The following is a 12,706-nucleotide window of genomic DNA, read 5'->3' as shown; positions in this document are numbered from 1 at the left end:
GGCCGGCATGGAGGCGGCCACGCTGCATCACAGTTGCGTCAGACACCGCGCCGCCCCGATTGCCCGGGTGCCTGGCTGCCGCTATCCCGATGGTCCGGAACCATCATGAAAGGCGCCCTTATGAAACATGAAAACGTGCAGGCTTATTACGGCGAAGTGCTGCAGGGCAGCGATGACCTCCAGACCAACGCCTGCTGCACGCCGGACGACATGCCGGATCATGTGAAGGCGGTGCTTTCCAAGATCCATGACGAGGTGCTGACCCGTTATTACGGCTGCGGGCTGATCGCTCCGGAGGCGCTGGAAGGGGCGCGCATCCTCGACCTGGGATGCGGTGCGGGCCGGGATGTCTATGCGCTGTCGGCGCTGGTGGGGGAGCACGGCAAGGTGGTGGGCGTCGATATGACGCCTGCGCAGCTGGAGGTGGCGCGGCGCCATCAGGATTACCATGCCGAGGTGTTCGGCTATGCCAAGTCCAACGTGGAGTTTCATCACGGCTATATCGAGACGCTGGAGGAGCTGGACCTGGAGCCGGCCTCCTTTGACATCATCGTCTCCAACTGCGTGATCAACCTGGCCACCGACAAGGGGGCGGTGCTGCGCGGCGCGCATCATCTGCTGAAAGAGGGCGGGGAGATGTATTTCTCCGACGTCTATGCCGACCGGCGGGTGCCCAAGGCGATGGCGGAGGATGAGGTGCTGTACGGTGAATGCCTGTCCGGCGCGCTTTACTGGAACGACTTCCTGACCATTGCCAAGGAGTCCGGGTTCAAGGATCCGCGGATGGTGACCTCGCGGCTTCTGACCATTGAAAATCCGGCGCTGGAGAAGCGGGTGCAGCCCCTGAAGTTCCTGTCGGCCACCTATAGGCTGTTCAAATTGCCTGCGCTGGAGCCCGCCTGTGAGGATTACGGCCAGGCGGTGATCTACAAGGGCACTATAGACCACGCGCCGCATGTGTTCGCGCTGGATGATCATCACGTGATCGAGGCGGGCAGGGTGTTCCCGGTCTGCGGCAACACCTGGATGATGCTGCAGAACACCCGCCTGGCGCCGCATTTCGAGTTCATCGGCTCGTTTGAGACCCATTACGGCATCTTTGCCGGCTGCGGCGGCAACTCGCCCTTCAACGGGCTGGAGCAGGACGGTGCCGCGCCTGGGTGCTGTTAAAACGGCAAGTCCGAAATTGAAATCTACCGCCCGGCGGCACCGCCGGGCAGCGTCCGTCCGCCCCGTCACGCCGGAGGCGTGCTTCCAGCACGACGCGGGCGCTTCGCTCTCCCGCCCTCGGCCGGACGCTGCCCTCAGCGGGACACCCTGGCCGTCACAGGCTTTTCTGACCGCTTGCGGCCCTGCCGCTGGGTTGCTATCCCGTCGAGACCCCAAGCGTTTTTATCGGAAACAGCCCGAGGCCCCATGAACACTGCCCCTGCCGGCATCAGCCGCACGATCGCCCCGCCGCGGCTGGAAATCCGCAACATCCGGCGCTTTTTCGAAGGCCGCGCGGTGGTGGACGATGTTTCGCTGCAGATCCAGGCGGGGCAGGTGACTTGCCTGCTGGGTCCTTCGGGCTGCGGCAAATCCACCACCCTGCGCATGATCGCCGGGGTGGAAATGCAGGACAGCGGCGAGATCTATGTCGATGGCAAGCTGATCTGCGACACCGTGTTCCGGGTGCCGCCGGAGCGGCGCGAGATCGGGCTGATGTTCCAGGATTTCGCCCTGTTCCCGCACCTGAGCGTGGCTGACAACGTCGGCTTCGGCCTGAAAGGCAGCAAGGACGAGAAACGCGCCCGGGTCGAGGAACTGCTGAACCGGGTGTCGCTGAAACGGTTCATCGACGGCTATCCGCACCAGCTGTCGGGCGGCGAGCAGCAGCGGGTGGCGCTGGCCCGGGCGATTGCGCCGCGGCCGCGCATTATGCTGATGGATGAGCCGTTCTCCGGCCTCGACAACCGGCTGCGCGATGGCATCCGGGATGAGACCCTTAGCCTCCTGAAAGAGGAAGACACCGCCGTCCTGCTGGTCACGCATGAGCCGGAAGAGGCGATGCGGATGGCCGACGAGATCGCGCTGATGCGCGGCGGCCGGATCGTGCAGCAGGGCGCGCCCTACAACGTCTATACCCACCCGGTGGACAAGGCCGCAGTGGCGTTTTTCAGCGACGTCAACGTGCTGAAGGCCGAGGTGAACGGCGCGCTGGCCAATACTGCCTTTGGCGAGTTCCTGGCACCGGGCGTGGCGGACGGCACCGCGGTTGAGATCGTGTTCCGGCCGCAGCACCTGCGCATCGACTTCGACCGCGGCGGCAAGGGGCCGCTGCCGACCCCCAGCGACGGCGTTGCTGCCCGGGCGACCGTGGAGCGCGCGCGCTTCCTCGGCAGCGAGAGCCTGGTGGAATTCCGGATGGGCTTCGATGGCTCTGTCCTCAAGGCCACGGTGCCCAACGTGTTCCTGCCGGAGCCGGGCCGGGTGATGTGGCTGACGGTGCGCCGCAACCGCTGTTTTGTCTTTCCTGCCTGACCTTTAGCGGGCATTCTGCGCCTATGGAAACGGGAGGTGCAGATGCAGGGCAGCTATCAGATCAGGCCGCTGGCAGGCGCGGAGATCCAGACCGCGGTGGACTGGGCCGCGCGGGAAGGCTGGAATCCCGGTCCGCAGGATGCCGCTTGTTTTGCGAGTGTGGACCCGCAGGGCTTCTGGGGCGGGTTTCTGGACGGGCAGATGATCGCCTGCATCTCGGTGGTGAACTACGGCGAGGCGTTCTCCTTCCTCGGCTTCTACATCGTGGCGCCGGAGTTTCGCGGTCAGGGCTGCGGCTATGCGCTGTGGCAAAAGGCGCTGGAGCATGCCGGGAGCCGGGTTGTCGGCCTCGACGGGGTGGTGGACCAGCAAGCGAACTACCGCCGCTCGGGATTTGAACTGGCATACCGCAACATCCGCTTTGGCGGGGTGCCGTCCGGCGGGCCGGAGGCTTCTGGGGACTATGAGCTGACAGCGCTGACTGCCCCCGCGGCGGAGCTGGAGGTCTTGGACGCCCGCGTCTTCCCGGCGCCGCGCCGTGGCTTCTGGCGGCAGTGGCTGGGGGCAGAGGGGCATATCTCATTCGCTGCGCATCAGGATGGCAGGCTGAGTGGTTTCGGAACCCTGCGCCCCTGCGGCAGCGGTTGTAAGATCGGGCCGCTGGTGGCGGTGTCGCCTTCGGCGGCTAAGGCGTTGCTGGGGCGGCTGCTGCAAGAGTTGCCACCCGGGCAGGAAGTTTTTCTGGATGTGCCGGAACCCCATGCCGCGGCGGTGGATCTGGCGCGCGCACTGGGGCTGAAACCGGTGTTTGAGACCGCCCGGATGTACCGCGGGCCTGCGCCGCGGCTGGAGACGGATCTGATTTACGGGGTCACCTCATTTGAGCTGGGCTAGGGGGCGCTGCCCCCACCGCCTGTGGCGGCTCCCCCGGAGTATTTTGGCAAAGAAGAAGGGCGGTTCAGCTACCGTAAGGATCGTAGTCCTGCAGCCGTTTGCCGGGTTCATCGACGAACAGTTCGGGCAACGCAGCGGCATCCTCGATCAGGTCGACCCGGAACACCCGGAAGGCGTCGCGGGTTTCGCACCAGGCGGTCAGGGTCCAGACCCGGCCCCAGTATTCCATGTGCAACGGGCGGATCTTCCGCTCTGTCAGGGTGCCATCGATGCGCCGGTAGCTGAGCTGGAGTTTCTGCCGGGCTTTGATGGCGGCCCGCAGCGCGGGCATGTGGGCAAGGGCACGCGCCGCATCCGAAAAAGGGTAGACCGCAAATTTCCAGGCATCGGCCTCGGCAATGGTCTGCTCCGGCAGCACCGCATCCACCTTGGCCGCCAGCGACAGGGCAGCGGCCTTCAGGTCCGGGTCGGCGGCCTCGGCCACGATGGCCATGCCGAGGTTCAGCGCCTCCAGCTCTTCCGGCGTCAGGGTCAGCGGCGGCAGGCTGATCTGCTCGCGCACCATATAGCCGACGCCGCGCTCCCCCTCCACCGGCACGCCGGAGGCCACCAGCGTGTCCATGTCGCGGTAGATGGTGCGGGTGGAGACCTCCAGCCGTTCGGCAATGTCCTGGGCGCGGTGCAGTTTCCCGTCGCGCAGGATCTGGATGATTTCGAAAAGGCGGTCGGTGCGGCGCATGGGCTAAGCCTTCGCGCGGGGGAGGGGGGAGGTCAAGGGCTGCGCCCGGCCTGCAGGCCTGAGGGCGCAGCCTGCGGTGCTTAGGGCGCCATGCCCCACTGCACCTCTTCATGGCGCATGCTGGCGCTGTCCGGCGCAATGGCCGCCATCACTTCCGGCGCGAAATCCTGCTGCATGAACTCCTGCGCCACCTTCTGCGCCGTCGCCATGTCCTTCCAGACCACATAGTCGGTCCATTTGCCGTCCTCGCCCTGGCTCAGCTGGCGGGTGACAAAGCCGTCCTGGGCGCGCACGAAACCTTCGGTGCGCTGCATCAGGGCCGTGAAATCCGCGGGACTCACCCCTTCGGCCAGCTTGAAGGTCACGATCTCGGCGGCATGTTTGCTCATCACGTTTCTCCTTTGTTCGTGTGATGGAGTGGATTTACCGCCTTGCAACTGACATAAACCTGTCAGTTGGATGCGGGACGCCGGCAAAAACCGCAGTTTCCGCCACCTGCAGGCGCATTCTGCGCGCGGAGTTGCTTTCGCTCAAAGCCGCCCCCGCGCTAAACCCGTAGCGAATAATTCCACCGGCGCCGCCAATCCGCGCCGGATCACGTAAGGAGAGACTCTCATGCTCAACAACATCGGCCTGCCTGGCCTTCTGCTCATCGCCGTCGTGGTTCTGGTCCTGTTCGGCCGCGGCAAGATTTCCTCGCTGATGGGCGAGGTCGGCAAGGGCATCACCTCGTTCAAGAAGGGCATCAACGAAGGCAGCAAGGAGCTGGAGCAGGACGCTGCCGAGGCGGCCAAGGACGTGACCCCCGAGGCCGAGAAAGACAAGGCGTAAGCGCGGATGTTCGATCTTGGGTGGACCGAACTGCTGGTCATCGGCGTTGTCGCGCTGATCGTCGTCGGCCCCAAGGACCTGCCGGTGCTGTTCCGTAACATCGGGCGCTTCGTCGGCAAGGCCAAGGGGATGGCGCGCGAGTTCAGCCGGGCGATGCATGACGCGGCGGATGAGGCCGGGGTCAATGAGGTCGCCAAGGGGCTGAAGGCTGCAACCAATCCCGTCGGCACCGCCATGGACGGGGTCAAGCAGGCGGCGCAGGAAATGGCGTCGTCGATCGACCCGACCAAATACGACCCCAGCAGCGAGACCGGCAAACTGGCGGCTGAGCGCGCCGAGGATGCCAAGAAGATCCAGGCGTCGACAGCGCGCGCCGCTGCCGAGCGCAAGGCGCGCGAGGCCGAGGAGGCGCTTGCCAAGGCGGAAGCGGCTGAGGCGGCGCTGAAGCCTGCGGCTGCGAAGGAAGAAGAGGCCAAGTCATGAGCAAGACGGATGAGATCGACGACTCAACCGCGCCGCTGATCGAGCATCTGGCCGAACTGCGCAACCGGCTGATCCATTCGGTTGCGGCGTTCATCGTCGGCATGGTGATCTGTTTCACCGTGGCGACGCCGGTGTTCAACTTCCTCACCGCGCCGCTGTGCCAGGTGCTGGCCGAGGGCGGCCAGGACTGCGCGCTGATCTTCATCAGCCCGCAGGAGGGTTTCTTTGTCGCGATCAAGATCTCTTTCCTGGGCGGCTTCATCCTGGCGTTTCCCTATATCGGCTTCCAGATGTGGCGCTTCGTGGCGCCGGGTCTGTATAAATCCGAGAAGGGGGCGTTCCTGCCCTTCCTGATCGCGTCGCCCTTCATGTTCCTCTTGGGCGCCAGCTTTGCCTTCTACGTCGTGACCCCGCTGGCCTATGATTTCTTCCTGGGCTTCCAGCAGTTCGGTTCCGGCGGCGAAGCGGTGAGCAGCGAGGAAGTGAACCAGGGCCTCAGCGTGGTGTTCCAGGGCTCCGCGCAGGAGTATCTGAACCTGACGATTAAGTTCATCGTGGCCTTCGGCCTCTGCTTCCAGCTGCCGGTTCTGCTGACGCTGATGGGCAAGGCCGGGCTGGTCAGCGCCGAAGGCCTGGGATCGGTCCGCAAATACGCGGTGGTGGCGATCCTGGTGCTGGCCGCGCTGGTGACGCCGCCGGATGTGATCACCCAGATCATCCTGTTCGTCGTGGTCTACGGGCTTTACGAGATCTCGATCTTCCTGGTCGGCCGGGTGGAAGCCAAGCGCGAGGCGAAGCTGCGCGCGGAGGGCTACTATGACGACGAGGAGATGGAGGCGCATCCGGATGATCCGGTGACTGCCGAGGACGGCAAAGGCAAATAGGCCTGCGACGGTATGAAACGGCAAGGCGCGCCAGGGACGGCGCGCCTTTTTACTGCCCGCGGCAAGAGAGCTGGTCCGCCTTGGATCCAGACCGCCAACTGCTGCGCCTGGTCTCTGCGATGTCGATGCGCAGGAAGTGTGCTTTGCACCATCCTGCAGGGAATGCAGCATTGCCGCCAAACGCAGAGCCGAACGCAGCGGCGCGGGTTCCGCCTTTCACCTTCTCGCGCATCGCGCAGCAGTTCCGAAGAATGAATAACCGCAAATCGGGACGAACTTGCTGTCCGAACGAGTGGCCGCACAGCAAACTTTGCAGTTCTGCATCATTTGCCTTGTGCAGAGAAAGTCATTTAGAACCGTGCTTTTCGGAAGGCGGCCTCAACCAGCTTTTGGCGCAAAACATGCGCATACACGTCGATGGCATCCTCCTGCGCGGCGTCGGTGTCATTGAAAAAGTAGTCGCGCAGAATGTCGCCTTTCCTCTTCCGGGCATAGGGATTTCTGGCGCGATCATACGCTGTTGAGCTTTCCTCTGGCGGTGACGCAACCTGGGACGCGGTCGATCGTCCTGTGGACGCCTGAACAACTGCAATGCCTTCGCTGCAAGCAAACTTCACCAGCAGCCGTTCAGTTGGAAAATCACTCTTTACGATCAAAACATACATTACATTCCCTTTTCCGGGTATTGCCCTGGCGTAGGGCGCATTTGCTTTCGAAGCCAAAACTCGCCAATTGCTGTAGGCTTGGGACGTTAAGGCCGTAGAAGCGCGTTTCTCATTTCAAGATACCTGATCGCTCTGCCTCGGGTTTCTTGAAAGGCTGCGCTTGCTATTTCGTATTTAGGCTTCCGCCTGAGGACCACCGGGTTAAAGAGTAGGCAGATAAATTTCAGATCCGAGCCCATGCGTCCTGGGGCAGCTGTTTGGCTTGTGCTCCTTCACTGTAATACTGCACTCGATAACAACGCCGTAGATCGCGACCTTGACGTAATTGGGCGCGCCGCACCTTATGGTTTAACCCGTCGTGTTAATAAGTCTTAAAGAATGAGTTGTGATTGTGGTTATTTGCGGTTCTTTATTGAGGTGGCGCTCTGATGCTGGCTGGGCTGACGGCGGAACGCGGCGGAAAGAAGTATCTCAGAACCGGCGCCGCCAGTTTGAAGACCCGCCGGGAAGCGGCCGCGGCGGGCGCAAACAAACAAAGGCGAAGACGCCTCCTGGCCGGCCCAAGGGCGGCGTGAAGCCGCTAAAAGTAATGTGATTGCAAAGGGATCATGTTCAGCAGGCACGAGGACCGCCGGTACCTCGCGGCCTGTTACGGCGGATGTCTAAAGCCTCCTTTCAGCAGTCAGCAGCGCCGCAACCGATATCTTTTTTTACCCGTGCAGTCCGGGCCTGAGAATTATATTGGAACTTTTATGAGCGCTTAATGAAGCGTAAGGGGTTTCTTAACCAAATGCCCGCAAAAGGATAGTCGAGTCTTGTTCCTTCAATAATCTCTCATAATCAGGAACTCAGTGGGCACCCTTTCCCCGGGGTGCCCATTCTCACAATTTGAGTTCCGCGATCCATGGATCAGTTTGAAATTCCATTTGCTGGCGATCTTATGCGGCAAAGCCTTTCAGCGGATGAGTGGCGCAGAAATTCAGTAAGGGCATTGGTTGGCTGAAACAGAAGCAGAAACAGGGATTCGGATTCAGTAGATGTAAGCCGAAGGCTTTTCCGGCTTGCGCGCAGCTAGTAATTTTTTAATGGGGCGCTCTGCTCAAATTCTGGCACTCACGTAAAGCTCACAATTTTTTAAGATGTTTTGTGTAGTATCGACGTTAAATTCAACCGTGTGGGCGGGAAGAGCGGCCCGTGTTGTATAACAAGTGTTGGTTTATCCCTCGGGCCGTTCGAAAAGACCCCTGACCTTGGGAGGCACGCGCTCGTTTCGTGTCCGCTTGTGGCTGCCCGCCGTCCTTGTCGCCGGCTGCGAGAGCGGCGGTTTTGTCCCGCTGAGCGGACCTTCACGGTTTTCTGCACATTCCTTTGCCCCAGCGTGGACGAACAGCTGAACCATCGCCCAGCCGGCCCCCAACAATCTTTCGTGAAACCCCGCCCGCCAGCGTATCTTTACCCCGCCCCATGCGGCATCCTGCGGCCAGTCCAGGAAATAGGGAGGTTTCCATGAACAAGTTTCTCGCTGTCCTGACCTGCACCGCGGCCTGTGCACTGGCGTCTGCTTCCGTGGCCGAAAACCCGCCGATGGGGTTCTTCGTCACGTCCGTTGGCCTTGGCGACGGCGGCAATCTGGGCGGCTTGGAAGGGGCGGACGCTCATTGCGCCAGCCTGGCAGAGGCGGCAGGCACCACCGGGCGGACGTGGCGCGCCTATCTGAGCACCCAGGAAGAAGGCAAGCGCGGCATCTCCGCCCGCTCGAGGATCGGCACAGGCCCCTGGTACAACGCCAATGGCGAGCTGATCGCGGTGGACCTGGACCAGCTGCATATCATGCCCAATATCTATGCCCGCACCGCGGTGGATGAGAACGGCAACCGCATCAAGGGCCGCGGCGATAATCCGAATGAGCATGACATCCTGACCGGCACCCAGGCCGACGGCACCGCCTATTTCCCCTGGCAGGAGGGCGACAAGACCTGTTCGAACTGGACCTCTAACGGCGAGGGCTCTGCCACGGTCGGCCACCATGACCGCCACGGCGGCGGCAACACCTCGTGGAACGCGGCGCATAATTCCCGCGGCTGCAGCGCCGAGGACCTGCGCACCACCGGCGGCAACGGCTATTTCTACTGCTTCGCGGCGGATTGAGCGGCCCGGGTTAGGGCAGCCCGGCGGAGGCGAAGGATGAAGACAGGTCGCACCAGGCCCGGCGCGTCTTCCTATCCGGCGGGACCGTGCAGGAAAAACAGTCTGCCGGATCGGAAAAACCGCGCAAGCTGCGGTGCCCGCAGTTTGCAAATAGGGCAGGGTCAACAGGGGATCGGAGTATTTTCCGGCACCTGATCCTTTGCGGGTGGCCTCAAATGAACTCAAAGTGGTCTGTAGAAATCGAAGTGTCGACTGTGACTTTGAATAGCTCTTTGTCGTCATCATATATCGTGGCGGTTGTTCCATCGGTTTTCACGCTGCCTTTGCCATCCACATCAACTCTCAGCCAATCGTAAGCACCGTTGAAATTGGTCAGGAACAGGTCGCTTTCCAACTCTGTTGTGACAACGTCGGCGTCTTGGTCGTCGCCAAGATCAATGTAAAAAGTAGTCGCTGAGCCATCATTGATCAGGTTTTTGAACTTAAAGCCCTCCACCTCGTCATCACCATTGCTAAGGTTGATCGTGTCCGCACCTTTGCCGGCGTCAATGCGGAACTTGTTGGACCAGTGCGCCCCGTTCGATACGGAGGAAATGTTCAGCTTGTCGTCGCCCTCGCCAAGAACGATGTTGCCTCGCTTGGTGTTTTTGATGGTGAGCTCAATGCTGGTTGCAATGCCTTCACTGTTAGCAACGTAGTCCGAAAAGTCAGCGTCCACATGCACGAAGTTGTTCAGTGTAACGACCTCTTCCCGCAAATGACCGAAGATGCTGGGCAGAGTTCCGGCTAGATCCGCACCGACTACGGATACGTTCTTTTTATTGTTCCAGCCCTCGGCATCTGCGGTTTGGGCAGTATCAAATGATCCGGGGAGCAGCCCCGCATTAACAAGACCTGTATCTGAAAAGTACTCATACAAATCTTCCAGGACAGTATAGTGCTCGGATTGGCCATGTTTTGAAGTTGCAATAAATGTAACCATACCTAGTCACCCCTTTGTAATTGGCCCAATGGTTTGGGCGGCTTTTCTGCCGGCTGCCAACCTGCTTTAGTCTCCTGTCCAGCAGTGGCTGGCTGCGAACGTATTTCAAGGCCCGAACTGTTGGTGTCGTGCGGACCGAGCTGAACTTTTCCATTGCATTGGGAAGCTCAATAAATTTTTAATCTAATTGTTATAAGTGGCTGGAATGTGGCGAAAAATGTACCTGACAGGTAAAATAGTCTTTCCCTTTCGGGAGGCGCATAGTGGGCTTCGCTTTTTACGGTAATTAGGATTTCAGATGCTTTCTATAGTGGTGCCCTCCCGCTCTTGCCGTACGCCCCTGAACATGCTTTGAAATCCGGAAACTGAAGGACGGAGGCACCCCATGGACCAGATCGCATTGACCCGCATTGCCGAGGCGCTGGAGCGGATGTCTCCGGCACCGCTGGAAACCCCGGATTTCGACGCGGCCGCCGCCTTTGTCTGGCATGTGGGGCCGGAGCGGCTGGAGCCGGTAGAGGCCGTGAACCGGGTCGATCTGAACCTCTTGGTCGGCATCAACCGCTCCCGCGATACGCTGCTGGAGAACACCCGCCGGTTTGCGCAAGGGTTCGCCGCCAACAACGCGTTGTTGTGGGGCGCGCGGGGGATGGGCAAGTCGAGCCTTGTCAAAGCCGTGCACGGGGCGCTGGCAGAGGATCACCCCCAGCTGAAGCTGGTGGAGCTGCAGCGCGAGGATCTGCCGTCGGTGGCGCGGCTTCTGAACCACCTGCGCGGCTCGGAACACCGGTTCATCCTGTTCTGCGACGACCTGTCGTTCAGCCATGACGACCAGCACTACAAGAGCCTCAAGGCGGTACTGGACGGCGGCATCGAGGGGCGGCCGGAGAACGTGGTGTTCTATGCCACCTCCAACCGCCGCCACCTGATGCCGCGGGACATGATCGAAAACGAGCGCTCCAGCGCCATCAACCCGTCGGAAGCGGTGGAGGAGAAGGTGTCCCTGTCGGACCGGTTCGGGTTGTGGCTGGGCTTCCACCCCTGCGATCAGGATGAGTACCTGATGATGATCGAGGGCTATTGCGCGGCCTATGGCGTCGAGGTGGACGCGGACACCCTGCGCGCCGAGGCGGTCGAATGGCAGGCGACCCGTGGCGCGCGCTCCGGCCGGGTGGCGTGGCAGTTCTTCACCGATCTGGCCGGGCGGCACGGGGTGGCCTTGCGCTGACCGGGCTGGAGCCTGGAAAATGAAAAGCCCGGCCAACCAGCCGGGCTATTGTGTGTTAACGGGGCCTTGCCGCCGTCAGTTCAGGTAGGTCAGCGGGTCGATGCTCTCGAACCCGTCGCGCACCTCGAAATGCACATAGGCATCGTCGCCGCCGCGCAGCGAGGCGATGCGCTGGCCGCGGACCACGCTGTCGCCCTTCTTGACGGTGATGTTCCCGACGTTTTGGTAGACCGTCAGCAGCTTCTGGCTGTGGCGGATCACCACGATCGGCACATTGTTGGAATCCTTGGTGATCGCCGCCACGGTGCCCGCTTCGGCGGCATTGACCGGCGCGCCGGCGGCGGCGGCGATGTCAATGCCGTCATTGCGGCCCTTGGAGTAGGTCTTGATGATCTTGCCCTGCACCGGATAGGCCATCGCCGCGCTGCTGGAGCGGGTCGGTTCCGGCAGTTCCGGCTTGGGCAGGGTTTCCGCTGCGGGTTTGACCGCGGCGGGCTCGACCTTCTCTTCCGGCAGCGGCTTGCTGGCGCTGGGCGGCACCGGGGTCTCGGAGCCGGCGCCCGGCTCAGCCACCACCACAGGGGCAGCGGCGGCGGCAGGCGTCACTTCGGCAGCGGGCTGTTCCTTCAGCGGGATCAGCAGATACTGGCCCTCGCGTACTGCAAAATCGCTGCCCAGCCCGTTCCATTCGGCCAGCGATTTCACCGGCACCTGATAGAGCCGCGAAATGGTGTAGGCGGTCTCGCCGCGCTTCACCTTGTGGCGCACCGGCTCCGGGCCGGCCTGCACCTTGGCGGGCTGCGGCTGGGGCGCGGACTGGATTTCGGTTGTGGTCACCGAGCCTGCGTTGGGCGAGGTCAGCGGCGCCGTGTCGATCGCCTGTCCCGCCAGGGTGGCGATATCGACAGAGCCGGGGGCGGCGCTGCCGGGCAGGCTGGCAGGGGCGCGGCGCGGCAGCGCCAGAACCTCGCCCTGGCGCATCTTGTCGCCAGTCTGCATGCCGTTGAAACGGGCGACCTCGTCGGCCGGCAGACCGATGCGGGCGGCCACATCAGCCACTGTGTCGCCGCGCTGGGCAACCGCCACCTGGTAGGACGGGTAGGAGATCAGCCCGCGGGCATCCGGGGCCGGGCGGTTCGCGGTGGCGGATTGCGCCGCGCTCGCGGTATTGAAGGCGCCGATCTGGCCGCGCAGGTCATAGTCCAGCGGGCTCTGGCAGGCCGCCAGCACCCCGGCCAGCGGCAGCACGGCCAGCAGCCGGGCCCGGGGCAGCACAGTATGGGGCAGGCCGCGGAACACGGTCCGGGCGGGGGGGATCCGGGTCATTTC

General features: G+C 62.4%; 13 protein-coding genes. 8 read left to right on the top strand and 5 right to left on the bottom strand.

Annotated elements, in window-relative coordinates; translation table 11 throughout:
- Positions 1–120 precede the first annotated feature (120 nt).
- The 3 genes from AC58NV_RS17290 to AC58NV_RS17280 all read left to right on the top strand — a co-directional run bounded on the left by AC58NV_RS17290 (position 121) and on the right by AC58NV_RS17280 (position 3,417).
- The gene (locus AC58NV_RS17290) at positions 121–1,170 is read left to right on the top strand and encodes a methyltransferase domain-containing protein (protein WP_497228403.1); all 1,050 of its coding nucleotides are present in this window, start codon (positions 121–123) and stop codon (positions 1,168–1,170) included.
- A gap of 246 nt (positions 1,171–1,416) precedes the next feature.
- Positions 1,417–2,523 (top strand): ABC transporter ATP-binding protein, encoded by a 1,107-nt coding sequence (locus AC58NV_RS17285; RefSeq protein ID WP_497228225.1) that lies wholly within the window; start codon positions 1,417–1,419, stop codon positions 2,521–2,523.
- A gap of 42 nt (positions 2,524–2,565) precedes the next feature.
- Entirely contained in the window at positions 2,566–3,417 is an 852-nt protein-coding gene (locus AC58NV_RS17280) for a GNAT family N-acetyltransferase (RefSeq protein ID WP_497228224.1), read from the top strand.
- A gap of 64 nt (positions 3,418–3,481) precedes the next feature.
- Here AC58NV_RS17280 and AC58NV_RS17275 read toward each other — a convergent pair whose 3' ends face one another.
- Both AC58NV_RS17275 and AC58NV_RS17270 read right to left on the bottom strand, forming a co-directional pair.
- Positions 3,482–4,156: a helix-turn-helix transcriptional regulator gene (locus AC58NV_RS17275; RefSeq protein ID WP_497228223.1), complete on the bottom strand. Its 675-nt coding sequence runs from the start codon at positions 4,154–4,156 to the stop codon at positions 3,482–3,484.
- 80 nt (positions 4,157–4,236) lie between these two features.
- Positions 4,237–4,545 carry a hypothetical protein gene (locus AC58NV_RS17270; protein WP_366659899.1) on the bottom strand — a complete coding sequence of 103 codons (309 nt, stop codon included), beginning with the start codon at positions 4,543–4,545 and terminating at the stop codon, positions 4,237–4,239.
- A 226-nt stretch (positions 4,546–4,771) separates the two neighbouring features.
- Between AC58NV_RS17270 and AC58NV_RS17265 the strand changes: the two genes are divergently transcribed.
- Genes AC58NV_RS17265 through tatC form a run of 3 tightly spaced genes read left to right on the top strand, consistent with a single transcriptional unit; the run spans position 4,772 to position 6,354 of the window.
- Positions 4,772–4,987 carry a twin-arginine translocase TatA/TatE family subunit gene (locus AC58NV_RS17265; RefSeq protein WP_366659898.1) on the top strand — a complete coding sequence of 72 codons (216 nt, stop codon included), beginning with the start codon at positions 4,772–4,774 and terminating at the stop codon, positions 4,985–4,987.
- Between the two features lie 6 nt (positions 4,988–4,993).
- Positions 4,994–5,470 carry a Sec-independent protein translocase protein TatB gene (gene tatB, locus AC58NV_RS17260; RefSeq protein WP_497228222.1) on the top strand — a complete coding sequence of 159 codons (477 nt, stop codon included), beginning with the start codon at positions 4,994–4,996 and terminating at the stop codon, positions 5,468–5,470.
- Positions 5,467–6,354, top strand: a complete 888-nt coding sequence (gene tatC / locus AC58NV_RS17255) for a twin-arginine translocase subunit TatC (RefSeq protein ID WP_497228221.1) — start codon at positions 5,467–5,469, stop codon at positions 6,352–6,354. The genes tatB and tatC overlap by 4 nt, the downstream gene beginning before the upstream one ends.
- Positions 6,355–6,704: 350 nt before the next feature.
- Here tatC and AC58NV_RS17250 read toward each other — a convergent pair whose 3' ends face one another.
- Entirely contained in the window at positions 6,705–7,019 is a 315-nt protein-coding gene (locus AC58NV_RS17250; protein ID WP_497228220.1) for a hypothetical protein, read from the bottom strand.
- A 1,506-nt stretch (positions 7,020–8,525) separates the two neighbouring features.
- Here AC58NV_RS17250 and AC58NV_RS17245 point away from each other — a divergent pair.
- Positions 8,526–9,167, top strand: a complete 642-nt coding sequence (locus tag AC58NV_RS17245; protein WP_497228219.1) for a hypothetical protein — start codon at positions 8,526–8,528, stop codon at positions 9,165–9,167.
- 211 nt (positions 9,168–9,378) lie between these two features.
- On the opposite strand, the gene AC58NV_RS17240 is transcribed toward AC58NV_RS17245, so the two are convergent.
- The gene (locus AC58NV_RS17240) at positions 9,379–10,149 is read right to left on the bottom strand and encodes a hypothetical protein (protein ID WP_497228218.1); all 771 of its coding nucleotides are present in this window, start codon (positions 10,147–10,149) and stop codon (positions 9,379–9,381) included.
- Between the two features lie 385 nt (positions 10,150–10,534).
- Between AC58NV_RS17240 and AC58NV_RS17235 the strand changes: the two genes are divergently transcribed.
- Positions 10,535–11,377: an ATP-binding protein gene (locus tag AC58NV_RS17235; protein WP_497228217.1), complete on the top strand. Its 843-nt coding sequence runs from the start codon at positions 10,535–10,537 to the stop codon at positions 11,375–11,377.
- 75 nt (positions 11,378–11,452) lie between these two features.
- Here AC58NV_RS17235 and AC58NV_RS17230 read toward each other — a convergent pair whose 3' ends face one another.
- The gene (locus AC58NV_RS17230) at positions 11,453–12,703 is read right to left on the bottom strand and encodes a peptidoglycan DD-metalloendopeptidase family protein (protein WP_497228216.1); all 1,251 of its coding nucleotides are present in this window, start codon (positions 12,701–12,703) and stop codon (positions 11,453–11,455) included.
- Positions 12,704–12,706: the final 3 nt, after the last annotated feature.

Source organism: Leisingera sp. ANG49, assembly GCF_059694505.1.
Note: the sequence above shows the minus strand (reverse complement) of the source record. Positions and strands in the feature narration are given on the sequence as shown.